18 protein-coding genes and 1 pseudogene are annotated in these 24,709 nt (G+C 66.5%); 8 read left to right on the forward strand and 11 right to left on the reverse strand.

Translation table 11 applies throughout. The features are described 5' to 3' along the window. Positions 1 to 16: 16 nt before the first annotated feature. The 5 genes from ACVMDN_RS41340 to ACVMDN_RS41360 all read right to left on the reverse strand — a co-directional run bounded on the left by ACVMDN_RS41340 (position 17) and on the right by ACVMDN_RS41360 (position 5,419). Positions 17 to 1,342, reverse strand: a complete 1,326-nt coding sequence (locus ACVMDN_RS41340) for an MATE family efflux transporter (RefSeq protein ID WP_141340825.1) — start codon at positions 1,340 to 1,342, stop codon at positions 17 to 19. Positions 1,343 to 1,456: 114 nt separating this feature from the next. After that, positions 1,457 to 2,191 carry an MBL fold metallo-hydrolase gene (locus ACVMDN_RS41345; protein WP_076832403.1) on the reverse strand — a complete coding sequence of 245 codons (735 nt, stop codon included), beginning with the start codon at positions 2,189 to 2,191 and terminating at the stop codon, positions 1,457 to 1,459. A 20-nt stretch (positions 2,192 to 2,211) separates the two neighbouring features. Further along, positions 2,212 to 2,517 (reverse strand): DUF6460 domain-containing protein, encoded by a 306-nt coding sequence (locus ACVMDN_RS41350; RefSeq protein ID WP_028334595.1) that lies wholly within the window; start codon positions 2,515 to 2,517, stop codon positions 2,212 to 2,214. 194 nt (positions 2,518 to 2,711) lie between these two features. Continuing rightward, complete coding sequence (locus ACVMDN_RS41355) at positions 2,712 to 4,364, reverse strand: cisplatin damage response ATP-dependent DNA ligase (protein WP_076832400.1); 1,653 nt, start codon at positions 4,362 to 4,364, stop codon at positions 2,712 to 2,714. Further along, the gene (locus tag ACVMDN_RS41360) at positions 4,361 to 5,419 is read right to left on the reverse strand and encodes a ligase-associated DNA damage response exonuclease (protein WP_076832397.1); all 1,059 of its coding nucleotides are present in this window, start codon (positions 5,417 to 5,419) and stop codon (positions 4,361 to 4,363) included. Before ACVMDN_RS41360 ends, ACVMDN_RS41355 begins: the two co-directional genes overlap by 4 nt. Before the next feature lie 130 nt (positions 5,420 to 5,549). On the opposite strand from ACVMDN_RS41360, the gene ACVMDN_RS41365 reads away from it, so the two are divergent. The 4 genes from ACVMDN_RS41365 to pdeM all read left to right on the forward strand — a co-directional run bounded on the left by ACVMDN_RS41365 (position 5,550) and on the right by pdeM (position 11,803). Further along, the gene (locus ACVMDN_RS41365; protein WP_076832394.1) at positions 5,550 to 6,476 is read left to right on the forward strand and encodes a class I SAM-dependent DNA methyltransferase; all 927 of its coding nucleotides are present in this window, start codon (positions 5,550 to 5,552) and stop codon (positions 6,474 to 6,476) included. Between the two features lie 282 nt (positions 6,477 to 6,758). Next, complete coding sequence (locus ACVMDN_RS41370; RefSeq protein ID WP_076832391.1) at positions 6,759 to 7,985, forward strand: ABC transporter substrate-binding protein; 1,227 nt, start codon at positions 6,759 to 6,761, stop codon at positions 7,983 to 7,985. A gap of 323 nt (positions 7,986 to 8,308) precedes the next feature. Further along, on the forward strand, positions 8,309 to 11,068 hold the full coding sequence (locus tag ACVMDN_RS41375; protein WP_141340828.1) for a ligase-associated DNA damage response DEXH box helicase: 2,760 nt from the start codon (positions 8,309 to 8,311) through the stop codon (positions 11,066 to 11,068). A 63-nt stretch (positions 11,069 to 11,131) separates the two neighbouring features. Continuing rightward, complete coding sequence (gene pdeM, locus ACVMDN_RS41380) at positions 11,132 to 11,803, forward strand: ligase-associated DNA damage response endonuclease PdeM (RefSeq protein ID WP_076832388.1); 672 nt, start codon at positions 11,132 to 11,134, stop codon at positions 11,801 to 11,803. 199 nt (positions 11,804 to 12,002) lie between these two features. On the opposite strand, the gene ACVMDN_RS41385 is transcribed toward pdeM, so the two are convergent. Next, positions 12,003 to 12,866 carry a LysR family transcriptional regulator gene (locus tag ACVMDN_RS41385; protein WP_076832845.1) on the reverse strand — a complete coding sequence of 288 codons (864 nt, stop codon included), beginning with the start codon at positions 12,864 to 12,866 and terminating at the stop codon, positions 12,003 to 12,005. A gap of 98 nt (positions 12,867 to 12,964) precedes the next feature. Here ACVMDN_RS41385 and ACVMDN_RS41390 point away from each other — a divergent pair, with 98 nt between their 5' ends. From ACVMDN_RS41390 to ACVMDN_RS41400, 3 genes are read left to right on the forward strand one after another with little or no spacing between them, the layout of a single operon-like run. Next, complete coding sequence (locus tag ACVMDN_RS41390; protein WP_076832385.1) at positions 12,965 to 13,891, forward strand: DMT family transporter; 927 nt, start codon at positions 12,965 to 12,967, stop codon at positions 13,889 to 13,891. After that, entirely contained in the window at positions 13,888 to 14,652 is a 765-nt protein-coding gene (locus ACVMDN_RS41395) for an MBL fold metallo-hydrolase (RefSeq protein ID WP_076832382.1), read from the forward strand. Before ACVMDN_RS41390 ends, ACVMDN_RS41395 begins: the two co-directional genes overlap by 4 nt. Before the next feature lie 57 nt (positions 14,653 to 14,709). Beyond that, the gene (locus tag ACVMDN_RS41400; RefSeq protein WP_076832379.1) at positions 14,710 to 16,041 is read left to right on the forward strand and encodes an NRAMP family divalent metal transporter; all 1,332 of its coding nucleotides are present in this window, start codon (positions 14,710 to 14,712) and stop codon (positions 16,039 to 16,041) included. A gap of 14 nt (positions 16,042 to 16,055) precedes the next feature. Here ACVMDN_RS41400 and ACVMDN_RS41405 read toward each other — a convergent pair whose 3' ends face one another. Continuing rightward, positions 16,056 to 16,547 carry an Lrp/AsnC family transcriptional regulator gene (locus tag ACVMDN_RS41405; protein ID WP_076832842.1) on the reverse strand — a complete coding sequence of 164 codons (492 nt, stop codon included), beginning with the start codon at positions 16,545 to 16,547 and terminating at the stop codon, positions 16,056 to 16,058. Positions 16,548 to 16,694: 147 nt separating this feature from the next. Here ACVMDN_RS41405 and ACVMDN_RS41410 point away from each other — a divergent pair, with 147 nt between their 5' ends. Beyond that, positions 16,695 to 18,005 (forward strand): aspartate aminotransferase family protein, encoded by a 1,311-nt coding sequence (locus tag ACVMDN_RS41410; RefSeq protein WP_076832840.1) that lies wholly within the window; start codon positions 16,695 to 16,697, stop codon positions 18,003 to 18,005. Between the two features lies 1 nt (position 18,006). Here ACVMDN_RS41410 and ACVMDN_RS41415 read toward each other — a convergent pair whose 3' ends face one another. The 4 genes and pseudogenes from ACVMDN_RS41415 to ACVMDN_RS41430 all read right to left on the reverse strand — a co-directional run bounded on the left by ACVMDN_RS41415 (position 18,007) and on the right by ACVMDN_RS41430 (position 24,497). Further along, entirely contained in the window at positions 18,007 to 18,789 is a 783-nt protein-coding gene (locus ACVMDN_RS41415) for a TIGR02186 family protein (protein WP_076832376.1), read from the reverse strand. Next, a complete protein-coding gene (locus ACVMDN_RS41420) occupies positions 18,786 to 19,715 on the reverse strand; it encodes a sulfite exporter TauE/SafE family protein (protein ID WP_076832838.1) in 930 nt (309 codons plus the stop codon). Before ACVMDN_RS41420 ends, ACVMDN_RS41415 begins: the two co-directional genes overlap by 4 nt. Before the next feature lie 265 nt (positions 19,716 to 19,980). Then, positions 19,981 to 20,823 carry a COG3904 family protein gene (locus ACVMDN_RS41425; protein ID WP_076832373.1) on the reverse strand — a complete coding sequence of 281 codons (843 nt, stop codon included), beginning with the start codon at positions 20,821 to 20,823 and terminating at the stop codon, positions 19,981 to 19,983. 115 nt (positions 20,824 to 20,938) lie between these two features. Then, positions 20,939 to 24,497: pseudogene (locus ACVMDN_RS41430) on the reverse strand (SEL1-like repeat protein). Positions 24,498 to 24,709: the final 212 nt, after the last annotated feature.

Below are 24,709 nucleotides of genomic sequence, written 5' to 3' on the forward strand. Positions count from 1 at the left end.
CATCCGGGCTACGGACTTACGCCGTCTTGAACGTCTTCCGCAGCAGCGCCGGATAGCGCAGGCCCTGCAGGCCGCCGCGCGCGACGTAGAAGCCGAGCAGCGCGATCCACAGGCCGGTGTTGCCGAACGAGCTGAGCGCCCACCAGGTGGCGAGGAAGATCGCGAGCGAGGCCAGCATCAGATTACGCATCTCGCGCGCCCAGGTCGCGCCGACATAGATGCCGTCGAAGCCGAACGCGAACACGCCAGGCAGGGGTGCCAGGATCACGAACGGCAGGAACGCGCGCGCATAGCGGCGCACGTCGTCGCTGGTCGTCATCAAATTGATCAGCGCCGGTCCGAACAGCGCGAACAGCACCGATACGACCAGCGCAAAGCCGATGCCCCACAGCAGCACCAGCCGGGTCGAATCGGAAAAGCCGCGTACATCGCGTGCGCCGAAGGCGCGGCCGCACAGCTGCTGGGCGGCATTGGCGAGGCCGTCGAGGAAGAAGGCGCTGACCAGCAGGAAATTGTTCAGCACCGAATTCGCCGCCAGCGTCACGTCGCCTTCGCGCGCGCCCTTGGCGGTGAAGAACAGGAACACGACGATCAGCGCCGCGGTGCGGACCATGATGTCGCGATTGACCGTCAGCATGCGCATCAGCTTGGCGCGGTCGAACAGCGTCGCCGCGGGAACGGCGAAGCCGCCTTGCGAGATCTGCCACGCCACCACGATGCCGGCGGCGAAACCGGCGGTCTCGGCGAGCACGGCGGCGATCGCGGCACCGGCAATGCCGGCGCCGTAGACCTGCACCAGCAGCACGGTCGCGGCCATGTTGATCAAATTGATCACGATCTGCAGCGCCAGCGCCAGATTGGCGCGGGCCTGGCCGACCAGCCAGCCGAGGATGACGTAATTGGCGAGCGCCAGCGGCGCCGACCAGATCCGGATCATGAAATAGGCTTTGGCCGCGCGCGTGACGCCTTCGCTGCCGCCCATCAGCTGGAACGTGACCGCGGCGAGCGGCACCTGCAGCGCGATCAGCGCCGCGCCGATCAGGCCGGCGACGATGAAGCCGCGCACCAGGATGGCGGCATATTCCTTGATCTCGCCGGCGCCCTGCGCCTGTGCGGTGAAGGCCAGCGTGCTCATGCGCAGGAAGGCGAACAGCCAGAACAGGCAGTCGAAGATCACCGAGGCCATCGCCACGCCGCCGAGCAGCGCGGCGTCGTCGAGGCGGCCGATCGCGGTGGTCGAGACGATGCCGATCAGCGGCGTGGTCAGGTTGGCGACCATCGCGGGGCCGGCGATGGCGAACACCTGACGCGTCGTGATCTTCGGGTGGATGGGTGCGTGCATGGCTACAATTGCAAGGAATATCCGTTTCTATCGCGACATCCGTCGCGCGACCATGCCGGAATTGTTCTCAGAGCAATGCGATGGCGGAAGATCGGCGGGCAAGGCATTGCTTGGTCAGAGCGCCACGACCATGCCGTCGCTCGCCGCCGTGTAGGGCAGGTGGTCGATGCGGCCGAGCATGTCGTCGCTCATATGGGTCAGCACCACGCGCCTGGCGTTGATGGCGGGCAAATGCGCTTCCAGCGTCTTCAGGCTGAGATGGTTCTTGACCATTTTGTCGTACATGTAGGCTTCGGCGATGAAGAGGTCGGCGTCCTGCGCCGCCGGGATCAGTGCGTCGGTCCATTCGGTGTCGGCGCTGTAGCTGATGATGCGGCCTTCCGCCTCGACGCGGTACGCGAGGAACGGCCCGCCGGACTCGCCATGCACGACAGGGTAGGGCGTCACGGTCACCTCGCCGAAGCTGCGCGTTTCGCGCGGCGCCAGCGTAACGACGGACAGATCGAAGCGTTGTTTGGTTTTGGAGGAATGCTCGAACATCACCTCCATCACCGCAGGCAGTTTCGTTTCGATGCCTTCGGGCCCTGCGATCACCAGCGGCCGGGTGCGGCGGGAGAACTGCGCGTCGAGCAGGAAGAACGGGAGGCCGGCAAAATGGTCGCCATGGAAATGCGTGATCAGGATCAGGTCGATCGCGTCGCGGTCGATCTCGAGCCGCTTCATCGCCGGCAGCGATGAGGCACCGCAATCGATCAGGAAATTGCTGCGCGCACCGCTGACGTGGAAACAGGTGTTGAAGCGGCCGCCGGAGCCGAATGCATCGCCGCAGCCGACAAATCGCAATTGCATCGGCTGCGAACTCCCTGAGATCAGCGGCCGCGCGGCGCGCCGAACAGCCGCGACAACAGCCAGATCGGAATCACGATGACGGCGCCGAGCAGGAAGTAGCGCCAGGCCCAGTTGATCGCATCGAAGCCGAAATCCCAGATGCTCTGGAACAGCCTGCGGATGCTGTTGAGGATGTTCCATGGATCGAGGCCGATCGCGGCGAGCACGACACCGACCAGAATCGACAGCAAAATCAACCGGAACGCCACAGAGAGCGGCGATCCGCCGAGAAAGCGGTACAGGCCGTCACTCCGGCCGGCCGGCAAGTCCCGGATGTCGTTTGGCATTGCTGTCTCCAATAGCGTTTTCGCGCGAAGTGGGCACCGGTTCGCGTGAAGAAAACGCGTCAAAACAAAACCTAGACCTCGATTCTGATCCCATCAGAACCGAGGTCTAACGGAATCGCCCGCATTATAGGTCACGGCGGTGCACATGGGAAACCCGCGCACCGCGATCAATGGCTGTCATGCGCGCTTGGGATTTAACTTCCTGTCATGGAGATTAACATCCGTTCAAGCGTCTCCAGCCGGTCGGCTTCGCGCGGCGGCTTGTCCCAGCGGAGGCGGCTGATCCGGGGGAAGCGCATTGCGACGCCGGACTTGTGACGCGGCGAGCGCTGCAAGCCCTCGAAGGCGACCTCCAGCACCAGCCCCTGATCCGGCTCGTGCACGACATGCCGCACCGGGCCGAACTTCTCGGTGGTGTTGCGGCGGACGAAGCGGTCGATCTGCAACAGCTCCTCGTCGGTGAAGCCGAAATAGGCCTTGCCGACCGGCACCAGCTCGTCGCCGGCCTCGCCATGGGTCCAGACCCCGAACGTATAGTCGGAGTAATAGGAGGAGCGCTTGCCGTGGCCGCGCTGGGCATACATCAGCACGGCGTCGATGATGTGCGGATCGCGCTTCCACTTCCACCACGGACCTTTCGGCCGTCCGGGCAGATAGGGCGCGTCGCGCCGCTTCAGCATCACGCCTTCGACCGCGCCGGCATCGTCGCCGGCGCCCGCACTCTTGGGATCGGCGCGCGCCGCGGCCAGCTCTTCCCAGCTCGCGAACGGGACGGTTGGCGACAGATCGATGCGCGGATCGTTCAGCTTGGCCACGAAGGCTTCGAGATGCGCGCGGCGTTCGGTGAAGGGCAGCTCGCGCAGATCGTTCTCGTCGTCGCCGAGCAGGTCGTAGGCGCGCAGGTGGATCGGAAATTCCTTGATCAGCTTCGGCGAAACGACCTTCCGGTTCAGCCGCTGCTGCAGGACGTTGAAGGTCTGCACGCGGCGGTCGCGCAGCACAAGCAACTCGCCGTCGATCGCGCCGGGCAGATGCAGCGACGGCACCAGATCCGGAAAGCTGCCGGTGATATCCTCGCCGGTGCGCGAATAGAGCCGCGCCTGGACGTGGCCGCGCGCATCGCGGCCGGACACCGCCTGCACCCGGATGCCGTCCCATTTCCATTCCGCGCTGAAATCGGCGGCGTCGAGATTGGCGAAATCGCTATTCTCGATCGCGTGCGCCAGCATCACCGGGCGGAACGGCGCAGGGTCGCGGTTGACCGGTTTGTCTCCGCGGCCCTCGAGCCAGGCGAACAGGTCGAGATAGGGCGGCGACAGGCCCGGCCACAGCAGCTCGATCTCGTGCGGGTCTTTGTCGCCGAGCGCCGCCGCCGCGGTCTTCGCCAGCCGCGCCGAGATCCCGATCCGCATCGCGCCGGTGACGAGTTTCAAGAGCGCCCAGCGCCCGGTCTCGTCGAGCTCGTCCAGCCAGCGCGCCAGCTGCGCCGGCAGCTCGGCCTTGCCGAGCGTGCGCAGCGTGATGACGACATCAGTCAGCGTCGGGGGAGGCGGGTTGTTGTGGCCCGGCAGCTCCGCCTTCGGCCACATTAGCGCGACCGTCTCCGAGAGGTCGCCGACGTAATCATAGGAGTAGCCGAACAGCACCGGATCGGCGCGTTCGGTGATCAGGTCGCGGATCAGGCCCGGCTTGGCGTGCTTGAACGACAGCGCGCCGGTCAGCGCCGCCAGCGCGTAGCCGCGGTCGGGGTCCTCGGTCTCGCGGAAATAGGCGACCAGCAGCTTGATCTTGTTGTTGCGGCCGGGCTCGTAGGCGAGGCGGTCGAGCAGCTCGGCAAAACGGTTCATGTTTCCGCCTCGCCGGCGGGCTGGGCCTCGCCGGTCAGTGCGGCCGTCTCGCCTTCATCCTCGTCGCCATAGCCGACCAGATCGAGCGGCCGCGCGGCAAGGCCCCTGGTCTTGCACCAATGCACCAGCGCATCTTCCTGGCCGTGGGTGACCCAGATCTCGCCTGCACCAGTGGCGGCGATCGTCGCCGTCAGCCCGTCCCAATCGGCATGATCCGAGATCACCAGCGGCAGCTCGACGCCGCCTTGCCTGGCCCGGGCGCGCACGCGCATCCAGCCCGAGGCGAATGCGGTGACTGGATCGGGAAAGCGGCGCGTCCAGACATCGGATGTCGCGCTTGGCGGTGCCAGCGTGATGGTGCCAGCAAGCTCAGCCTTCTTCATGCCGCGCGCGGGCCGGAGCTCGCCGAGCGCAATGCCGCGCTCCTGATAGTAATAGGTGATCTTCTCCATCGCGCCGTGCAGATAGATCGGCGCGTCGTAACCGGCCTCGCGCAGCAGCGCGATCACGCGCTGTGCCTTGCCGAGCGAATAGGCGCCGACCAGATGCGCGCGCTCCGGGAACAGTTTGACCGAGGCCAGCAGCTTGTTTACTTCGCCGGCGGCATCGCCATGGCGGAACACCGGCAATCCAAACGTCGCCTCCGATATGAAGACGTCGCAGGGCACCAGCTCGAACGGCGCGCAGGTCGGATCGCGCGCATCCTTGTAGTCGCCGGAGGCGACGATTCGGGTGTCCTTGCAGGTCACCGATATCTGGGCGGAGCCCAGCACGTGGCCAGCGGGATGAAACGTCACCGTGACGTCGCCGAGCCTGATCTCCTCGCCATAGGCGATCGCCTGCACAGAGCCGGCGAAGTTCTCGCCGTAGCGCAGCCGCATCATGTCGAGCGTTTCCCGGGTCGCGAGCACAGCGCCGTGGCCCGCCCGCGCATGGTCGGAATGGCCATGGGTGATCAGTGCCCGCTCGACCGGCCTGACAGGATCGATGTGGAAGCCGCCGGGCTTGCAGCAAAGCCCGGCCGGGACGGGCATCAGGATGTCTTGCGGGCGCATCGCCCCTATATAGGCGCTCGATCCGCGATGTTTAGCCGGATCCGCGGGCTTGACCCGTGCATCCATCTCCGGAAAAAGTCCGTGCTTTGATGGATGGCCGGACCCGGCCGAGATTGGTTCCTTAAAGCGAATGGCCCCCCGCCTGTTTCTGTCCTCCGGCGATCTCGTCGCCGACCGCCGCTACGAGTTCGCGCGCGACCTGCAATTGAAGGGCGATCTGCCGGCTGCCGCCGAGCTGCTCGAACAGGCAATCGAGCTTGTGCCGAAATTCCCGTCGGCCTGGTACACGCTGGGCAAGATCCGCCTGGAGCTCGGTCAGCGCGAGGCCGCGATCGCAGCGTTCCGCGGCGCGCGCGACGCCGATCCCGAAGACCGGCATGGCGCCGGCCTTCGCCTGATGCAGCTCGGCGTCGAGGCCGTCAGCGCGATGCCGCCGGGCTATGTCCAGACGCTGTTCGATCAATATGCGCCGCGCTTCGAGGCCGCGCTGGTCGGCGATCTCGGCTATCGCGGCCCGGCACTGCTGTTCAAGGCGGTGCTGTCGGTGCGTGCGGGCGCAAAGAAGCCGGCCTTCTTCAAGCGCGCGATCGATCTCGGCTGCGGCACCGGGCTGGCGGCCGGTGCATTCGCCCGGCATGTCGATCGCTTCATCGGCATCGACCTGTCGCCACGCATGATCGACAAGGCGCGCGCCACCGGCCTTTATGCCGAGCTCGAGGTCGACGACATGTTGAAGGCCATTTCGGCCAGGCGCGAGGCCAGCGCCGAATTGATCCTGGCCGCGGATGCAATGGTCTATGTCGCCGATCTCGCGCCGGTGCTCGCCGAGGCCAGCCGTGTGCTGGTGGCAGGCGGCGTGCTCGCCTTCACGGCCGAGACCCATGACGGCGAAGGCGTCATCATCGGCGAGGGACTGCGCTACGCCCACAGTGCAGCTTACGTGCGCGACTCCGTCGCTGCCGCGGGGCTGACGCTGGCCCAGCTCGACGATCTCTCGGCGCGCAATGAAGACAATATCCCGGCACCCGGACTCGTCGCCGTGGCCGTGAAGCCGTGACGCTTTTCACCCTCTCCCCCTGTGGGAGAGGGTCGCTTCGCGCAGCGAAGCGGGGTGAGGGGTCTCTCTCCGGGGATAGAGATCCCTCATCCGGCTCGCATCTTCGATGCGAGCCACCTTCTCCCACAAGGGGAGAAGGGAAGAGAGCACCGCCTCACACTCAAACTTGAGTCTACACGCTACGCATTTGCCGTGACGCGGCATTGCGCTGCAAAGTCATGACTTCGCGCTTGCCCGGCGCAGGGCGGAATGCGAGAGCTTTTCGCCTCAGGGAGAGAAATAATGAAAAAGCATACACGGCGCGAGTTCGGCGCCACCGCATTGTCTGTGATCGCCGCGTCCGTGCTGCCCGCGCCTTTCGTCCGGGCCGCCGACAAGAAGTACGATCCGGGTGCGAGCGACACCGAGATCAAGCTCGGCCAGACCGTGCCGCATTCCGGCCCCGGCTCGCTCTATGGTGTGCTCGGCCGCGTCGGCGAAGCCTATTTCCAGATGCTGAACGACAAGGGCGGCATCAACGGCCGCAAGGTGAAATTCCTCACCATGGACGACGCCTACAGCGCGCCGAAATGCGTCGAGGCGACGCGCCGCCTGGTCGAGCAGGAGGAGGTGCTGGCGCTGTATGGCTCGCTCGGCACCGCGCCGCAGACCTCCGTGCATAAATACCTCAATTCCAAGGGCGTTCCCCAACTGCTGTTGAACACCGGCGCCTCGAAGTGGAACGACCCGAAGAATTTCAAATGGACCATGGCGGGCCTGCCGCTCTATCCGACCGAGGCACGCGTTCTCGCCAAGCACGTCGTCAGCGTGAAGCCGAACGCCAAGGTCGGCATCCTCTACCAGAACGATGATTTCGGCCGCGACTTCCTCGGGCCGTTCAAGAAGGTGCTGGCCGATGCCGGCGGCAAGGCACAGGTGATCATGGAGCAGACCTATGATCTCACCGATCCGACGGTCGATTCGCAGCTCATCAATCTCTCGAAGTCGGGCGCCGACGTCTTCTACAACATCACCACCGGCAAGGCGACGTCGCAGTCGATCCGCAAGGTGACCGAACTCGGCTGGAAGCCGCTGCAATTGCTGTCGGCGGGCTCGACCGGTCGCTCGATCCTGAGCGCTGCGGGCCTCGAGAACGCCAAGGACATCGTCGCGATTCGCTACAACAAGGAAGTCGGCGTACCTCGCTACGAGAAGGATCCGGACGTGATCGCGTTCGAGGAGCTGCGCAAGAAGTACCTGCCGAACATCGACCCCGACAACACCATCGCCTTCGCCGGCTACGGCCAGGCGGCAACGATGGGCGAAATCCTGCGCCGCTGCGGCGACGATCTGACCCGCGCCAACGTGCTGAAGCACGCCACCACCCTCGCCGGTTTCCACTCGCCCTATTTCCTCGACGGCATCAATTACAGCTACACGCCCGACGACTACACGCCGATGAAGACGCTCTATGTCTCGATCTTCAACGGCAAGGATTGGGACCTCTCCGGCCAGCCGATGACGGAGTAGTTGGGTAAGCCTCGCTCTCTCGTCCCCCTCGCCCCGCTCTTGCGGGGAGAGGGCGGGGTGAGGGGCTTCCCTCCGCGAGGCGGTGCGAGTTGTAAGACCTGTACCCCCTCACCCGGATCGCATCTGGCGATGCGACATAGCCGAAGCTTCGCTTCGGCGTTTCTTTGAACGGCCGCCAAGGGCGGCCTATGCCTCTCCCCGCATGCGGGGCGAGGTGACATCCAAGCGCTTCGCAGCGCACGGAGCGCGCTGGTAGTCCTGCCACCTGCCGCCATTTCCGCTCCGCCCTCGACGAAGCCGCCTGAACAACCTACCTCTTGGGCGTGTCGACGCTCGATCTCTTCTCCGTTCCGCCGTCGGAAACGGCCGATCTCCTGCCGCGCCGGTTTCGCGACTGGTTTGCCTCACGCGGCTGGTCGCCGCGCGAGCATCAGCTCGCGCTGCTGGCGAAAGCGCGCGAGCAGCGCTCGGCGCTGCTGATCGCGCCCACGGGAGCGGGCAAGACGCTGGCGGGGTTCTTGCCGACACTGGTGGAGTTGAGTGGAGAGGGGCAGGGCAAGAACTCTTACCTCCCCCTGAAAGGGGGAGGTCGGCACGCTCGGGGGCGCACTAGCGCAACCGAGCGGGACGGGTGGGGGTCAGCCGCGGGCACGGAGCAAGCGGCTGACCCCCACCCCAACCCTCCCCTTTTCAGGGGGAGGGAGTCCGACGAGCGCGCAAGCGACGATGACGCTGGATCGGAGAACGTTCGCCCAGCCTTCGTCTCCACCGGCCGCAGCGTTCGCCGCAGCGGCGGGCTGCACACGCTTTACATCTCGCCGCTGAAAGCGCTCGCGGTCGATATCGCGCGCAATCTGGAGACGCCGGTCGCCGAGATGGGGCTGCCGATCAGGATCGAGACCCGCACCGGCGACACGCCGGTGTCGCGGCGGCAGCGGCAGCGGCGCTATCCGCCGGACATCCTGCTCACCACGCCGGAGCAGCTGGCGCTGCTGCTGGCGTCCGACGACGCGCCGTTCCTGTTCTCTTCGCTGAAGCGCATCGTGCTCGACGAACTGCATGCGCTCGTCACCTCCAAGCGCGGCGATCTGCTGTCGCTCGGACTTGCGCGGCTCTGGACCATCGCGCCGCAGACACGCGCTATTGGCCTCTCGGCGACGGTCGCCGAGCCGGAGCAGCTCGCGCGCTTCCTGGTGCCGCAGCCCGGTGGCCAGAATGCATCCGCCGACGTCGTCACCGCCAGCGGCGCCGCACCGCCGGTGGTCGAGATGCTCGACACCAGAGAACGGTTGCCGTGGTCCGGCCACAGCGCGCGCCACGCGCTGCCCGAGGTCTACGAGCTGATCAAGCGCAACAAGACCACGCTGGTGTTCGTCAACACCCGCAGCCAGGCCGAGATGCTGTTCCAGGATCTCTGGCGCATGAATGACGATGGGCTGGCGATCGCGCTGCATCACGGCTCGCTCGACGTCGCGCAGCGCCGCAAGGTCGAGGACGCGATGGCCGCCGGAAAGCTGCGCGGCGTGGTCTGCACCTCCTCGCTCGATCTCGGCGTCGATTGGGGCGATGTCGACCTCGTGATCAATATCGGCGCGCCGAAAGGTTCGTCGCGGTTGATGCAGCGGATCGGCCGCGCCAACCATCGCTTCGACGAGGCCTCGCGTGCCGTGCTGGTGCCGGCCAACCGCTTCGAGGTGCTGGAATGCCGTGTCGCGATCGACGCGATCGCCGAGAATGCGCAGGACACGCCGCCGCTGCGCTCGGGCGCACTCGACGTGCTGGCCCAGCACGTGCTCGGCTGCGCCTGCGGCAAGCCGTTTCTGTCCGATGAACTCTATGATGAGGTCCGGACCGCAGCGCCCTATGCATCGCTCGCACGCACCGATTTCGACGATGTCGTCGATTTCGTCGCCACCGGCGGCTACGCACTGAAGACCTATGAGCGTTTCGCGCGCATCAAGCAGGACAAGCAGGGCCGCTGGCGCGTCACCAATCCCAAGGTGCGGCAGAGCTATCGCCTCAACGTCGGCACCATCGTCGAGGAGACCATGCTGAAGGTGCGGCTGGTGCGCTCGCGCGCCGGCGGTAGCGGATCGACCGGCGCGATCGCGCGCGGCGGCCGGATGCTCGGCGAGATCGAGGAGGTCTTCATCGAGGGCCTGGTGCCCGGCGACACTTTTGTCTTTGGCGGCGAGGTGGTGCGCTACGAGGCCTTGGTTGAAGACCAGGTCTATGTCTCCCGCACCAATGATAAAGATGCAAAAGTGCCGTCCTATATGGGCGGCAAGTTTCCGCTGTCGACCTATCTTGCCGAACGCGTCCGCAAGCTGTTGGACAACAGCCGCGCCTGGAACGCGTTGCCGGACCAGGTGCACGACTGGCTGTCGCTGCAGCGGAAATTCTCGCGTGTGCCGGCGGTGCGCGAGCTATTGGTCGAGACCTTTCCGCGCGGCGGCAGCCATTATCTGGTCTGCTATCCCTTCGAGGGCCGGCTCGCGCATCAGACGCTCGGCATGCTGCTGACCCGCCGGCTGGAGCGCGCCCGCGCCCGTCCGCTCGGCTTCGTCGCCAATGAATACGCGCTCGCGGTCTGGGGCGTCGGCGATCTCTCCTTCATGATCCGGCACGGCAAGCTCGATCTCAACGCGCTGTTCGATCCCGACATGCTCGGCGATGACCTCGAGGCGTGGCTTGCGGAATCGGCGCTGATGAAGCGCACCTTTCGCAACTGCGCCATCATCTCCGGCCTGATTGCGCGACGCTTCACCGACGAGGAGAAGTCGCGCCGCCAGGTGCTGTTCTCGACCGACCTGATCTACGACGTGCTGCGCAAGCACCAGGCCGATCATGTGCTGCTGCGCGCCGCGCGCGGCGATGCCGCCACGGGATTGCTCGATCTTCGCCGTCTCAGCGACATGCTTTCGCGCATCCACGGCCGAATCACCCACAAGGACCTCGACCACGTTTCTCCGCTTGCCGTCCCCGCGCTGCTGGAAATCGGCCGCGAGTCAGTTTATGGCGAAGCATCCGACGAGCTCCTGGCCGAGGCGGCCGAGGAACTCGTGCGGGAGGCGACGACGTAACGCTGCTACTCTGGGGAACAGGACGTGACGGCAAGCGCGCTAGCTTTGCGAGACGGTGACGACATGCGCGTTTCGAGGGTCACGGTGGCGGATGTCGGCTTCGTGGCGGATTTCTCCGGCGCGCTGTTCTGGGAAGCGCAGCGCCTGCTCGTGGTCTCCGACCTGCATCTGGAAAAAGGCTCGAGCTTCGCCAGCCGCGGCGTGCTGCTGCCGCCCTACGACACGGTCGCGACACTGAGCCGGCTCGCTGCTGTCATCGCGCGGCACGATCCGCGGCAGGTGATCGCGCTCGGCGACAGCTTTCACGATCGCGATGCGCATGAACGCCTGTCGAATCCGGACCGCGAGGCGCTCGCGGCGTTGCAGCTGCGGCGCAACTGGATCTGGATCTCGGGCAATCACGATCCGGCGCTGCCGTCCGATCTCGGCGGCGTGGTCGCGACCGAAGTCGCGATCGGTCCGATCGTGTTCCGCCATGAGCCGACCGGCGCCGCCGGCGAGATCGCCGGACACCTGCACCCCAAGGCGCGGGTGCCGACCCGCGGCCGCTCGATCGAGCGCCGCTGCTTCGCCTGTGACGGCGAGCGCGCGGTGATGCCGGCGTTCGGCGCCTACACCGGCGGCTTGAGCATCCGCGACGCCGCGTTCACACGGATTTTCGGATCGCCCGGCTTCATGGCCCATGTGCTCGGCGACAACCGCGTCCACGCGTTCGTGGCGTCGCGGTGTTATTAGCGATCGCCGACCAGCTTATTCCAAGCTGCCATCATTCTCGGTGTCGTCCCGGGCAAGCGAAGCGCGACCCGGGACCCATAACCACCGATCGTCGTTGTTGTGCGACGATTGGGCCACAGCTTGCTTCAGCAACACAGCCCTGTGGTTATGGGTCCCTGATTTCGCAGGGACGACAGCAGAGATTGTTGCGCGACCTCGCCTAAGCCGCCTTCGCCTGCACGCTCTCGCAATACTCCGCGAGCCGATCCGCCAGCCGCAATGTCGCCGGGCTGGCCTCGGGGGCGGCGACGAGGGCGACCTCGGTGCGGTCGATCGGCGCAAAGCCGTCCTTTGCGGTCAGCACGCGATGCTCGGGCTGGATCGACATCTCAGACAAAATGCTGAGCCCGAGGCCCGCGGCGACCGCGGCCTGGATGCCGGCGAGGCTGGAGGAGGTGTAGGCCATGTGCCAGTTGCGGCCGGCGCTCTCCAGCGCATGGATGGCGCGGGCGCGGTAGAGACAGCCCGAGGCGAAACCGATCAGCGGAACCGAGCCGGCCGTCGTATCGCGCGGGTGGCCCTTGCTGGTGACCCAGTGCACCCGTTCAGGCCAGACCGCGATGCCGCCCTTCTCATTGGCGGCGCGCTTGATCAGCGCCAGATCGAGATCGCCGCGTTCGAGATCGCGGTACAGGAACAGGCTCTGCCCGGAGCGCACATCGAGCCGCAGATTCGGATGGCTGCGCGCGAAGGTGGCGAGCAGCTTTGTCAGCCGGTAGGCGGCAAAATCCTCGGTGATGCCGATCCGGATCGCGCCTTCGCTGCCGGGGCGCGAGAGCACGTCACGGGCCTCTTCGGCGAGCGACAATAGCCGCCGCGCATAGGTCAACAGCCGCTCGCCGGCTTCCGTCGGGGTGACGTCCTTGCCGCTGCGGATCAACAGCGGCTGGCCGACATCCTCCTCCAGGCGCTTGATCTGCTGGCTCACCGTCGACTGCGTGCGGTGGACGCGCTCTCCGGCGCGGGTGAAGCCGCCGGCATCGACCACCGAGACGAAACTGCGCAACAGCTCCAGGTCGAGCATCGCAGCCTCCATTTATAAATCCACTGCATGCCAGTTTATCATTTAATTTCCAAATATCAAGGCGCGGGCCTAGATCATGGCCGAAGGAGAATTCGCCCATGTCCGCCGCAACCTCGATGGCCGCCCCGCGCGCCCGCTTCAACACCCTGCCGCTGCTGATCGCCCTGTTCTGCCTGCTCTGGAGCTACGCGTTCGTGGCCGGCAAGATCGGCGTCACCGACTGCCCGCCGCTGATCCTGCTCGCCGCGCGGTTTTCGCTCGCCGGGGTCTTGATCCTCGCCATCTCCTGGCTGCGCCGCGACCAATGGGATCTCGCCTGGCGCGATGCGGCGGTGTTCGCCGTGCTCGGCGTCGCCAACAACGCGCTCTATCTCGGCCTCGGCTATACCGGCCTGAAGACGGTCTCCGCCGGACTTGGCGCGCTGATCGTCTCGGCCAATCCGGTGTTCACCGCCATGCTGGCAGCGCTGTTCCTCGGCGAGAGCATGACCTTGCGCAAGGTGATTGGTCTCGTGCTCGGCATCGTCGGCGTCGCCTTCATCGTCTGGCATCGCATGTCGGTCGGATCGGACAGCCCGCATGGCATCCTGTTCACGCTGGCCTCGCTCGCCTCGATCGTCGCCGGCACCGTGCTGTTCAAGCTGCTGGCGCCGAAGGGCAGCCTGTGGATCGGCAACGGCATCCAGAACATCGCCGGCGGCCTTGCGGTGATGCCGTTTGCCTTCACGCTCTCCAGCGTCAGCGACATCGTGCCCAGCATGCGGCTTGCCGGCGCCTTCGCCTTCCTCGTACTCGGCGGCTCGATCCTTGCCTATCTGCTCTGGTTTCATCTCCTGAAAGTGTGTGGTGCGACCGCCGCAAGCGCCTATCACTTCCTGATGCCGCCGCTCGGCATGCTGTTCGCCTATTTCGTGCTCGGCGAGCATGTCGAATTTCGCGACCTGCTCGGGATCGTTCCGGTGGCGCTCGGCATTTACCTGGTGACCCGCCCCGCAGCCGCCGCGGCCAACAGGAGTATGACGTGAGCATCACCATCACGCTGATCGGAGGTCCCACCGCCCTGATCGAGATCGACGGGTTCCGCCTGCTCACCGATCCGACCTTTGATGCGCCCGGCGAGTATCAATTGCCGCATGTGAAACTGGAGAAGCTGACGGGTCCCGCGCTCGGCGCGCGCGATGTCGGCGCGATCGATGCGGTGCTGCTGAGCCACGACCAGCATTCCGACAATCTCGATCATTCCGGCCGGGATTTTCTTAAAGGCGCGAAGCGTGTGCTGACGACGGAGGCCGGCGCCGGGCGGCTCGGCGGCAACGCCGAGGGCTTTGCGCCCTGGGCAAGGACCACACTGACGAAAGGCGGTAGGACGCTCACCATCACTGCGACGCCGGCGCGGCACGGGCCGGCGGGGATCGAGCCATTGTCCGGCGACGTCATCGGTTTCGTGGTCGAGCCGGCGAAGCCCGGCCGTCCGGTCTATGTCAGCGGCGACACCACCTGGTTCGACGGCGTCGCCGAGGTCGCGCGGCGCTTCGACTGCGGCGTGGTGCTGCCGTTCGCAGGCGCGGCGCAAACCCGCGGCCCCTTCCATCTCACCATGGACACCAATGACGCGATCGAAACCGCGCACGCCTTTGCGGACGCGGTGATCGTGCCGGTTCATACCGACGGCTGGGCGCATTTCCGGCAAAGCGCGAACGACCTGCGCGCGAGCTTCGATACGCTCGGCTTCGGCCGCCGTCTACGCATCCTCGAGCCCGGCGTCGCCACGGTCATCGAGCCGTAGGTTCGCCTCAGGAACCTTGCCGGTATCCGGCTCGTTGTCAGACGGCTGGAACCGGACATGACGCGGCAAGGGACGATCCCACCACACGACAAACATGACGATGCGCCGGCGGCGAAGCCTCGGCGCCAGCCGTTCAGTTTCAGCCGTGTCCTGAAGACGCTCGGACCCGGGCTGATCACCGGCGCTTCCGACGACGACCCTTCGGGGATCGGCACCTACAGCCAGGCCGGCGCGCAACTCGGCTACGGCATTGGCTGGACCATGCTGCTGACGTTTCCGCTGATGAGCGCGATCCAGGAGATCTCGGCGCGGGTCGGCCGCGTCACCGGGCATGGCATCGCGGGCAATGTATGCCGGCATTATCCAGGCTGGCTGCTCGCCGTCGTGGTGACGCTGCTGTCGATGGCCAACACCATCAATATCGCGGCCGACCTCTCGGCCATGGCCGATGCCACAAAGCTTCTGATCGGCGGTCCGGCCATTCTCTATGTGGTGCTGTTCGGCGTGACCTCGGTGGCCGCGCAGATCTTCATGAACTACCGGCGCTACGTCACGATCCTGAAATGGCTGACGCTCAGCCTGTTCGCCTATGTCGCGGCGCTCGCCTTTGCCAAGGTGTCGTGGATGGAGGCCCTGGCCGGCGTGCTGCTGCCGCGCATCAGCTGGAGCGCCGACTATTTCACGACCATCGTTGCGATCCTCGGCACCACGATCTCGCCCTATCTGTTCTTCTGGCAGGCCTCGCAGGAGGCGGAGGAGCAGCGGGTCGACGCCACCAAGCATCCGCTGATCGAACGGCATTACGGCGCCCAGCACGAATTCTCGCGCATCCGCGCCGATACCATCACCGGCATGGCGTTTTCGAACCTGATCGCATTGTCGATCATCGTCACCGCCGCCGCATCGCTGCACGCCACCGGCAAGACCGACATCCAGACCTCGGCGCAGGCCGCCGAGGCGCTGCGCCCGATCGCCGGGCCGTTTGCCGAGGTGATCTTCGCGCTCGGCATCGTCGGCACCGGCCTTCTGGCGATTCCGGTGCTCGCGGGTGCGACGGCTTATGCGGTCGGCGAGGGCCGGCGATGGCGGGTCGGGCTGACGCGCAGGCCGAAGGAGGCGATCGCGTTCTATTCGGTGCTGGCGCTGTCGGGCGGCATCGGCATCGCGCTCAACTTCACGCCGATCGATCCGATCGCGGCGTTGTACTGGAGTGCGGTCGTCAACGGCGTGCTCGCGGTGCCCGTGATGGTGCTGCTGATGTTCATGGCCCGCCGCCGGGACGTCATGGACCGCTTTGTGGTCCGCGGATGGCTGTACTGGCTCGGCTGGCTCTCGACCGGCGCGATGGCGCTCAGCGTGATCGCGATGGGGATCGGCTTCCTGCTGTAGCTTGTTCGAACTCCTCAACCCTCGCCGAACAGCGAGCTATCGATCTTGGTCGTCGATTTGACCTTTCGCAGGATGATCGTCGTGCGGTAGCTCGCGACGTCGCTATCCGGATGCATAAGGCGGTCGAGGATGAAGGATTGATAGCGCGCGAGGTCCGAGGACACGATCCGTAGCGAGTAATCCCAATCGCCGGCAATCATGCAACATTCGACGACCTCCGGAAGGTCGATTACCTTCCGCTCGAAGCGCGTGAAGGATTCCCTGTTCTGTTGCTTGAGACGGACCTCGACGATCACGTCGAATCCGAGTCTAACCCGCGTCGGGTCCACCAGCGCCACATAGGAATTGATGACGCCGGCCTCTTCGAGCGTGCGGACGCGTCGCAGGCAGGGGGCGGACGAGAGGCCGATCCGCTCGGCCAGCTCGAGATTCGTGATGCGCCCCTCGACCTGCAGCACGTCGAGGATTTTTCGGTCGATCTCGTCAATCACGATCGCGGTTCCCATTTCTTTCGCATTCTCCATCTTTTGCGCAATTGTTTGCAGAAGAAGGGCTGAAATGCATCTCAAATCGCAATGTCATTGCCCTCGCGCGCGCATAAGATGTGGTGCGAGGGTTCTTTGATCGCTGCAACCGAGCAGCAAGGAGCGGGCATGGCCGGAAATGACGACAAATCCTTTTGGGATCGCGCGCGGCGGCACCTCATTCGCTATGGCGGGACGTTCGCTCCCGTCATCATCGAGCGCGCCTCCGGGTCCTTCGTCTATGACGCCGACGGCCGGGCCATCCTGGATTTCACGTCCGGGCAGATGAGCGCCGTGCTCGGTCACGGTCACCCGGAGATCGTCCAGACCATCAGCGAGCATGCCGAACGGCTCGACCATCTCTTCAGCGGCATGCTGACGCGCCCGGTCGTCGCGCTGGCCGAGCAGCTCGCGGGCCTGCTGCCGCCGGGGCTTGATCGCGTCATGCTGCTGAGCACCGGCGGCGAGTCGAATGAAGCTGCGATCAAGATGGCCAAGCTCGCCACCGGCGGCTTCGAGACCGTCGCGTTCGCACAGTCCTGGCACGGAATGACGTCTGGCGCGGCCGGAACGACCTATTCGGCCGGCCGCAAAGGCTATGGTCCGGCGCCGGTCGGCTCGCTCGCGATCCCGACGCCGAACCCCTATCGCCCGCGCTTCGGCAACGCGGCCGACTGGCGGGCCGAGCTGGCCTACGCCTTCGATCTGATCGATCGCCAATCGACCGGCTCGCTTGCCTGCATGATCGCCGAGCCGATCCTCAGCTCCGGCGGGCTGATCGATCTGCCTGAAGGCTACCTTGCTGAGTTGAAGGAGCTGTGCCGGGCACGCGGCATGCTGCTGATCATCGACGAGGCGCAGACCGGCCTCGGCAGAACCGGCGCCATGTTCGCTTTCGAGCGCGACGGCGTCGTGCCTGATATCCTGACCTTGTCGAAGACGCTCGGTGCCGGGCTGCCTCTGGCTGCGGTCATCACCACCGGCGAGATCGAAGAGCGGTGTCACGAACGCGGTTTCCTGTTCTACACGACGCATGTGTCGGACCCGATGCCGGCCGCGGTCGGGCTGAAGGTCATCGAGATCATCCTTCGCGACAGATTGGTCGAGCGCGCCAGGATAGCGGGCGCGCGGCTGAGGGACGGGCTCCTCGCACTTCAGAACCGGTTCGAATGCATCGGTGACGTGCGCGGCAGGGGGCTGATGCAGGGCATCGAGATCGTGCGCGACCGTTACAGCAAGGAGCCTGACGAAGCGCTCGGAACGCGTGTCTCTCAGCGCTGCATGCAGCTTGGACTGAGCACCAACATCGTTCAGTTGCCCGGCATGGGCAGCGTATTCCGCATTGCACCGCCGCTGACGATCAGCGACGACGAGATCGATCTTGGCCTCTCGATCCTCAGCGACGCGTTCGAAAGCGCATTGCAAAGCAGGGCTGGCTAGATCAATCCTTGCGGAACATGATCGAGGCCATCCAGCCGGTCATCAGCGCCATGAACGCGGTGATCAGGCCGTAGACAAGGCCGTTATGCCGCGCGGTGGTGGCGACGAATTGCTCGAAGCCGACCTTGACGATCTCGAACGCGGTCTCGGCCTTGGTCACCAGCGCGCCGTCGGAAAACAGCTTGATCTCGACATTATAGGTGCCGATCGGCACCTCCGCCGGCAGCGGAATGCCGGTGCGGAACAGGGTCGGGGTCAGGAAGGTCACCGCCGAGGTCGCCTCACGGTACAGCCCGTGCTCGGAGCGCAGCCGCACGAAGGCGCTGCGGAACGGGTCGTTTGGCACCACGTCGGCATAGTCGGGCCCGACCCGCTGCATCAGCAGCACGTTGTTGAGCCCGAGCTGCTGCCGCCGCTGCACCTCGGGCGAGGCGATCTGGTCGAACGGGCGATTCGAGAACAGCGCGAGATAGCCCGGCACCTGCAGGAATTGGCGCGAGTCGGTGTTGATCCAGATGCCGAATTTGCGCTCCTTGCGCCGCGTCACCATGTCGGCGCGCGGGCCGGACACCGTGACGACGAGATCGTAATTGTTGCGATTGGCCGGCGTCTTGTCGTCCTTCTCGACCGAGCCGAACAGCACGAGCTCGCCGCCGGAATAGTTCGGCGTCACTGTGACGCGGTGGTTGGAGACCGACACGATCAGCCGCTCGGCATGAGCGGGCGCGGCCGCCAGGCTGGCGGCGGCGAGACCGATGATCGCGAGCGCCGCGCGCAGCCTCATGGCGGGGCTCCGCCGGTTTCGCGGATGCTGTAGAGGTCCTGCGGCCGGATCACCAGCTCCACCGCAAAGCGGATGCCGACCGCGAGCACCAGCAGGCCGAGCAGCAGGCGCAGATGCTCGCCGCGGATCTTCTGGCCGGCGCGGGCGCCGAACTGCGCGCCGGTGACGCCGCCGACCATCAGGATCAGCGCCAGCACGGCGTCGACCAGATGGTTGGTCACCGCGTGCAGCATGGTTGCGAACACCATGGTGACGAGGGTGAGCACCATCGAGGTGCCGATCACGGTCGAGGTCGGCACCCGCAGCACATAGATCATCAGCGGCACCAGGATGAAGCCGCCGCCGATTCCCATCACCGCGCCGATGAAGCCGATCGCGAGTCCGACCACGACGACCGGGATGACGGAGAGATAGATCTTGGAGCGCTTGAAGCGCAGCTTCAGGGGCAGGCCGTGGATCCAGCCATGGCTGCCGGGCTTGCGCAGCGCGATCGGACCGCCGCGGCGGACGCGCAGCATCGCGCGCAAACCTTCCCAGAACATCAGCCCGCCGACCGTCGTCAGCAGGATGACGTAGGACAGCGCAATCATCAGGTCGAGCTGGCCGAGCGAGCGCAGGAAGGTGAAGGTCCACACCCCGAACGTGGTGCCGAGAGTGCCTCCGACCAGGAGCACCGCCGCCAGCAGCGGATCGATCGCGCGTCTGCGCCAATAGGAAATGGCACCGGAGAACGAGGAGGCCGCGATGTGGCTGGCGACGGAGGCAACCGCGACCGCGGGCGCGATGCCGACGAAGATCAGCAGCGGCGTCATCAGGAAGCCGCCGCCTATGCCGAACATGCCGGAGACGAATCCAACCGCCGCACCCATCGCCAGGATGAGGAAGACATTGACCGGAATGTCGGCGATCGGGAGATAGAGCTGCACGCGCGTCGCTTCTTGTCGGTTCGCCGCGAACTCGGCACAAGGCCGCATCACGGCGTGATGTCGTTCTGGTCGGGCATTCTCCGGCTGAACGAATCCGGTCGGCGCGCAGGACGCAGGCGAACGCGGGTCGATTGCCGCGTTCTTGCATAACTGAAATCGGCGGGGGGAGGGACTAAAGAATCCGCTCCCGGGGGCATTTTTCGCCGCACCTGGCCGCCGTCTGCGGACGTGGTTGATAATTCAGATTAATGACGCCGGTGTCGCCTCACGGTCGATCGACCGGCTTGGTGATCAGGTTCAGCGCGAGCGCTTCTTTCGGGTTCAGCCAGCGGATATCGGAGGTTTGCGACATCGCCTCGACGATCCCGGAAGAGACGCCCATCTTGGTCACGTAGCCCAGCACCATGCCCTGGATGCGTTGGGCCTCGGCGAGGGGATCGCTGACGGGCGTGCTCGTCGTGAAGCGATGCACGCCGAGCCGCGAGCCCGCGATGCCATAGCGGGTCTGGCCGCCGGCATAGACCAGGACGCAAGCGCTGGCGCAGGACGCGGGGCGTAGCTTGCCCGAGGCATCTGATGTGGCGACCGCGGTGACGAGCCCGCGCGTGCGGATGACCTCGCCCATGATCGCGGCCTGGTTCAGCGCGCCGCCCGGCGACGACAGCAGCACGACGTCGCCCGGTGCGAGACGCGCCTCGCTGAGCCGGTCGCGGAACCAGCTCGCGCTGGCCGAGCCGATCTTGCCGCTGATCGCAAGCGCCCGCCGGCCGCGGCCCGATCCGTCGATGTCGACGTCGGGAATCACCGCGGACGTCATGCTGGCCGCGATGTAGGTCTCGCGCCAGAAATCCCAGGCGCCCGGCGTCGACAGGTCCCGGTAAGCCTGGATGGCGACGCTCGACAGCAGCAGCACGAAGATGATGATGGACCAGAGCGAGAACCGGAACGCGCGGGGCGGCGATGCCACGTTCCCTTGCGGCGTCGGCGGAGGCGAGGCCGAAGGGCGCGGAGCGAATGGAGACGGCGCCTGCCGCGGCGGCGCAACGCGGGGACCGGTCGGCGACGAACGGTGGCCCGTTCCATCATCCTGGCGATCGTCGACAGACAAGCCTGACCCTCCGGAACGCGCGCCCCGACGGCGCGGAACTGCGCGCCTGTCTACACGGCCGAAGGCCTGAGGTATAGGACAGCGGCGCCGTCAGGGCGCCGCAGCCGTCTCGAACCTAGTGAGCTGGAGCGGCGAGCGCCGCGGTCCGCTTCGAGGGCTGCTTGACCGGCTTCGCCGCGGCGGGCTGCGCGGCCGCGCCGTCCCAGCCGCCGGCGGGCGCCGGCACGTTGACCGCATCGCTCGGCTGCGGCTCGGCGGTGAAGGTCTGGATCGCCAGCTTCGCTGCGGCCAGCGACTGCGGGTCGAGCCGCTTGGCAATATCGTCGCGCTTGTGGCCGGCGTCGGCGTCGCCCTGCGCGGCCGCGAGGCTGAACCACTTGAAGGACTCGGCGAGGTTCTGTTCGACACCGATGCCGCGGGCATAGAGGATGCCGAGATTGACCTGGCTGTCGGCAACGCCGCGATCGGCCGCCTTGCGGAACCATTGCGCGGCGCTCTTGTAGTCGGCGCCCTTGCCGCCGCCATCGGCGTCGAGCACGGCGAGATTGTGCATCGCCTTGGCGTTGCCGCGCTCGGCGGCCTGCACGTAGTAGCGTCGTGCCACATCGAAGTCGCGCTTCACGCTGAGGCCCTTCTCGTAGAAGGTGCCGAGCCGGAACATCGCGGGCACCACGCCGGCCTGCGCTGCGCGGGCATACCATTTGGCGGCTTCGTCGACATTGGTGGTCACGCCCTTGCCCTCGGCAAAGCGGACGCCGACTTCATAGGCCGCGGCCGCATCGCCCTTGATCGCGGCGCTGCGCAGCGCCGGACCACCGATCGCATCGGGCAGCTTCTCGCCCGCCGGGATCTGGACCATGGCGAGCTTGCCGCCGAGCGGCGGCGCGGTCGGAATCGTGCCGGTGACGTCGTTGGCGGCGGCTGTTGGCGCCGCGGTCGGCTCAGGCGCGACGGCGGGTGCGGGCGCGATTGCCGGTGGGATCGTCACCTGCGCGCTGTCGAGCGTGTTCGGCGCCGGAGTATTGTTGGACTGGCGGCCGAGCGGGGTCGGCGAGGTCATCGACGGCCCGGGCACTGACGGTCCGGGTCCGCCGGACGGCGCAGCCGGGGCGGGCGCGAAGGAATTCTCGGCAGGCGGCTGCATGGGCGGCGTGGCCGGCTCGCTGTGCTCGATCGTCGGCACCTGCGGCGCGGAGCTGGTGTCGAGCAGGTTCATCGCCATCTTGGCGGTCGAGAGCAGGATCACGACCACGCTCGCGCCGACCAGCAGCGAACGGATCTTGGAGGTGATGGTCGAAGGCTGCGCCTCCGGCGCGCCAGTCGCCGTCGCGCCGGCCGCGGCCGTGCCGGCCTTGGCGGCAGCCGCCTTCGCGGCCTTGTCGGCCTTCTCCTTGGCCTTGGCTGCAGCCTTGCTCGCGGCGCGCGCCGCCTTCTCGTTGACGGGTTGCGCGGCAGCGGCCTGCGCGGCGCGGCGTGCGGCGGCGATGAAGCTCGATGTCGAGACCGGCTCCTTCTTGCCGGCGGGAAGATCAGAGATCGCGCGCTCGGAATCCGCGATCCGCTCCGACGGCGAAGCGCCGCGGCCGGAGGGGCGTGTACCCGGTTCGAGCGGATGATCCGGTGGCAGGTCCGGCGCGATCGCGGCGCGTGCGGACGCCGCATGCGGCTCGAGGATCTCGCTGATCGCACGCGGCGGCAGCGGCGGCGGCGGCGCGCTCTCGACCGGCTGCGCGGCATGGAATTCGCGCGGCGCGGACATGAAGTGCTCCTGCGCCAGCGCAGGATTGGGCAATTCGGGCCTGTACGATTCAGGCTTGTACGCTTCAGCTTTGGGCTGCGCGACCGGCTGCGACATCGCCGCGCGCGGCATTTCCATCCGCGGAGCTTCCATCCGCGGTTCGGCCGGCGCGGGAGCAGGCGGCGCGGTGCGCACCGTACGCAGATCGTTCTCGATCATCGCGAGACGATCGACGACATGGCCGAGCGTGTTGTGAACGGTCTCCAGCGAATCCTGGGTGCGGCGGTCGGTCTCCGACTGGCTGAAGCGGATGTCGGACAGCTCGCGCTTCACCATGTCGACGATGCCGCTGTCCATCATCGGCTGCGGCGAGGAGGTGTTGACGTTGCGGGCGGCGTCGGCGAGCGAGGCGATGTGGGGCGTGCTGCGCCTCGAGGTGCCGCATGATGTCATGCAGCGCTTCCTCGACCCGGCCGAGATTGCCGGAGCGCTGGTCGGCGGACTCCAGGCGCTCGAGCAGATACGAGACGCGCTGCTCGAGATGGGTGAATGCCGACGAACTGTCGTTGCCGACCTGCAGACGGTCGATCCGCTCCGACAGCGAGCGCAGGGCGCCTTCGATGGCATCGGTGTTGTCGTAGCCGGCCGGCCGCTCGCGGGTCTCCAGCGTCGAGGCCAATGCGGCAATGCGCTGCTCGATCCCGGCGAAGGCATCGCCATGGGTCTCGGCGCGCGACATCTGCGACAGCTGGTCGACCTTCGCGGCCAGCGCATGCACGTCCCCGGAGAGCTGCAGCAGCGCGTCGTTGGAGGCGACGTTGGAGACGATGGCGCGCAGCGCGGCGATCGCGCTCTCGAGCTGATGCACCGTCGACGGATCGTCGTTGGCGCGCAGGATCATGTCGAGCTTGGCGCCGAGATTGCGGATTGCCTCGTCGTAGCCGGTGAGCTGCTCGGCGGGCGTGAGCGTGCGCAGCGACTCGCGGATCTCCGACAGCGCGCGTTCGATGCCGGCGATCGCCTGGCCCTGGCCGTTGCGGCCCTCCTGGCGGAGCTCGTCGATCCGGTGATGCAGCGAGCGGATCTCGTTCTCGATCGACTCGATCGCCCGGCGCGGCATCGCCTCGGTGATCGCCTGGCGGATTTCCGCAAGCTCGCCGCGGAAGGCCGCGATCGACTGTTCAATATGGTCGGGCCGCTGCAGCGCCTCGATCTGGCTCGTGATCTTGAGCAGCTGACGCTCGAGCGAGGAGAAGTCGGGCCCGGCAGGCGGCGGTGGCGCATAGGCGGCCATCGGCGGCGCCGATTGCGGCATCGGCGGCGCGCCGCGCGGCGGCATCTGGCGTTGCGCTGATACGTCGAGCTCGTTCTGGCGCGCGGCGATCTCCGCGATCGCGAAATCGAACGAGGCCGGGCTCAGTGGCGGCGAGGGGCGATAGACCTGGGCTGCGGCGCGCTCGACCGCCTCCGCCTGGCGCAGCCTCTCCTCCAGTTGCCGGTCATGCATCTGCGGCTCGCGCTGCATCTGCGACTCACGCATCGGCTGTGGCTGCGGCTCGCGCGCCGGCTGCGGCCGCGAAATTTGCGACAGCCGGGCATCGAGGCGCGAAATCGCGTCGTTCAGCTGTCGCGCGACGGCGGGCTGGCCGCGCGGCACTTCGGCGCGCACCGCTTCGGCGCGCGTCAGAGGCTTTGCAATCTGTTCGATCTGCCGGGTGATGGCGTCGAGCCGCTGGTGGATATCGGCGACCTCGCGGCTTTCCCGGCTCGGCATCGGCTGCCGTTGCTCCATGCGCCAATCCGGCGGGCTCGGTTCACCGACGGTGGAGTTGAGCCAGTCGTTCAGCGACATGCCGGCGCGGCGCGCAGCCGCCTCGGCCCTGTCGCGGACGGAGGGATCGATGCCGTCAACACTCCACGATACGCGCGAATTCATGATTCCGTCCGGTCCCGACTCCGGCGCTACACCCTGCGCCCGCAGCCTCCCCGCGCATTCCCGTTAAGAGACAATCGAATTCTGCGCCGGGCGTCTGCCTCAGCTGCTGACTTTTTCCCGTCACGGTAAATAACGGGTTAAGGAATGCGCCCGACGGGCGCTAAAGTTAGGGAATCCGGGAACCTGTTGCGCCGGATCAGGACAGCGACTTG

The organism is Bradyrhizobium sp. USDA 4510, from assembly GCF_054059095.1.